The organism is Streptomyces sp. NPDC020996 (assembly GCF_040641355.1).
Classification (GTDB): domain Bacteria; phylum Actinomycetota; class Actinomycetes; order Streptomycetales; family Streptomycetaceae; genus Streptomyces.
Window position 1 is genome coordinate 1 of the sequence record NZ_JBFADM010000144.1, and the last position, 2,507, is coordinate 2,507.

1 protein-coding gene is annotated in these 2,507 nt (G+C 75.4%); it reads left to right on the plus strand.

Going from position 1 to position 2,507, the window contains the following annotated elements; genetic code table 11:
- A partial coding sequence (locus tag AB0G63_RS39015) for a polyketide synthase dehydratase domain-containing protein (protein WP_360760632.1) occupies nt 1–2,507 on the plus strand: 2,507 nt, incomplete at both ends.

The window sequence follows — 2,507 nt, forward strand, 5'->3', positions numbered from 1 at the left end:
GAGCCGGAGGCGTTCGTGACGGCGTTGGCGGAGGCGTGGACGCGTGGTCTGCCTGTCACCTGGGACGGTCTGTTCGGGGCTGCCCGGCATGTCGATCTGCCCACCTACCCCTTCCAACACCGGCGCTACTGGCTCGAACCGGCCCGTCCCGCTGTCGACGCCGCGGGGCTCGGTCTCGCCACGGCCGGGCACCCGCTGCTCGGTGCCGCGGTTCACCTGGCCGACGACCGGCTCGTCCTCACCGGGCGGCTGGCGGCGGACGGCCACCCGTGGCTCGCCGACCACGCGGTGGCCGGGACGGTGCTGCTGCCGGGGACCGCGTTCGTGGAGCTCGTCCTGCGGGCGGGCGAGGAGGCGGGCTGCGCTGTCGTCGAGGAACTGACGCTGGAGGCGCCGCTCGCGCTGCCCGAACGCGGGGCGGTGCAGATCCAGGTCGAGGTCGGTGCGCCGCAGGAGTCGGGTGCGCGGTCCGTCGCGGTGCACGCGCGGGCCGAGGGCACCGCCGACGTGCCGTGGACGCGGCATGCGAGCGGTTCCCTCGCACCGGGCGGGCCCGCGCCCGCCGCCGAGGACGCCGCCTGGCCGCCGCCGGGTGCGCAGCCGGTGGACCTGGCCGGGTTCTACGAGGGTCTGGCCGCCGCCGGTTACACGTACGGGCCCGCCTTCCGCGGCCTGCGTGCCGCCTGGCGGCTCGGGGACGAGATCCTCGCCGAAGTGGTGGCGGACGACGACCACCGCGCCGAGGCCGGTGAGTTCGGGCTGCACCCGGCGCTGCTCGACGCGGCGCTGCACGGCATGCTGCTCGACGTACCGGGCGGCGAGGACGCCGCGCTGCGGCTGCCGTTCTCCTGGAGCGGGGTCCGCCTGTACGCCGAGGGCGCCACGGCGCTCCGGGTGCGGCTGCAGCCGGTGGGCGGCGACACCGTACGCGTGAACGTGGCCGACACCGCGGGCCTGCCGGTGGCCGCGATCGAGGCGCTCAGCCTGCTGCCGGTGTCCGCCGAGCAGTTGGAGCGAGCCCGGGCGGCGGACAACGACAGCCTCTTCCGCGTCGCCTGGACGCCCCTCACCGCCGACCACGAACCGCCGCGGTCCTGGGCCGTGCTGGGCACTCCGCACTCCGACGACGAGGCCGCCGCGACGGTCTACGCCGACCTGGGCGCGCTGGCCGCTGCCGTCGCCGACGGCACGCCCGTGCCGGACAACGTGCTGCTGCCGGTACCGCCGCGCAGTTCCGTGGTGACCGCCGAGCGGGTGCGCGAGGAGACGGCGCGGCTGCTCACGCAGGTGCAGCGGTGGCTGGACGAGCCGGCGTTCGACGGTGCCCGGCTCGTGATCGTCACGCACGGCGCGATCGCCGTCCGCCGGGGGGAGGACGTCTCGGACCTCGTCCATGCCGGGGTCTGGGGACTGGTACGGTCCGCGCAGGCCGAGAACCCGGGGCGGCTCGTCCTCGTCGACGTCGACACGGACGCCGGGGCCGTCGACGAGGACACGCCGGTCATCCCGGCCGTGGCCACCGGCGAGGAGCAGATCGCCGTACGCGACGGTGAACTCCTCGCCCCGCGCCTGACGCGTCGCACCGGCAGTGCCCTGCTCACCCTGCCCGACGACGTTCCCTGGCGGCTCGACACACCCGGCGACGGCACCCTGGAGAGCCTGGCCCCGGTGCCGTTCCCCGAAGCGGCCGCACCCCTCACCGGGGGACAGGTGCGGATCGCCGTCCGCGCGGCCGGCCTCAACTTCCGCGATGTGCTGATGGCGCTCGGCATGTACCCCGACACGATCGTGCTCGGCAGCGAGGCCGCGGGGGTCGTCACCGAGGTCGGTCCCGGGGTGACGGACCTCGCCGTCGGGGACCGGGTGATGGGCATGGTGCCCCACTCCTTCGCGGCGGTCACCGTCGCCGACGCCCGGATGGTCGTGCGCGTTCCGCGAGGCTGGTCGTTCGAGCAGGCCGCGTCGGTGCCCGCCGTGTTCCTGACCGCGTACTACGCCCTCGTGGACCTCGCCGGCCTCCGGCGTGGCGAGCGGGTCCTGGTGCACTCCGCGGCCGGCGGCGTCGGCATGGCCGCCGTGCAGCTGGCCCGGCGCCTGGGCGCCGAGGTGTTCGGCACGGCGAGCGAGGGCAAATGGGACGTACTGCGCCGGGAGGCGCGCCTGGAGGCCGCCCACTACGGCTCCTCCCGGTCGACCTCCTTCGAGGAGCGCTTCAAGGCTGCGACCGGTGGCAGGGGCATGGACGTGATCCTGGACTGCCTGGCCGGCGAGCTGGTCGACGCCTCGCTGCGGCTGCTGCCGCGCGGCGGCCGGTTCGTCGAGATGGGCAAGACCGACATCCGCGACCCCGAGCAGGTCGCCCGCGACCACCCGGGTGTGGCCTACCGGGCTTTCGACCTGATGGAGGCGGGCCCGGAGCGGATCGGGGAGATGCTGCGGGAGCTGGTGGGGTTGTTCGAGGCGGGTGTGCTGCGGCCGTTGCCGGTGCGGGCGTGGGATGTGCGGCG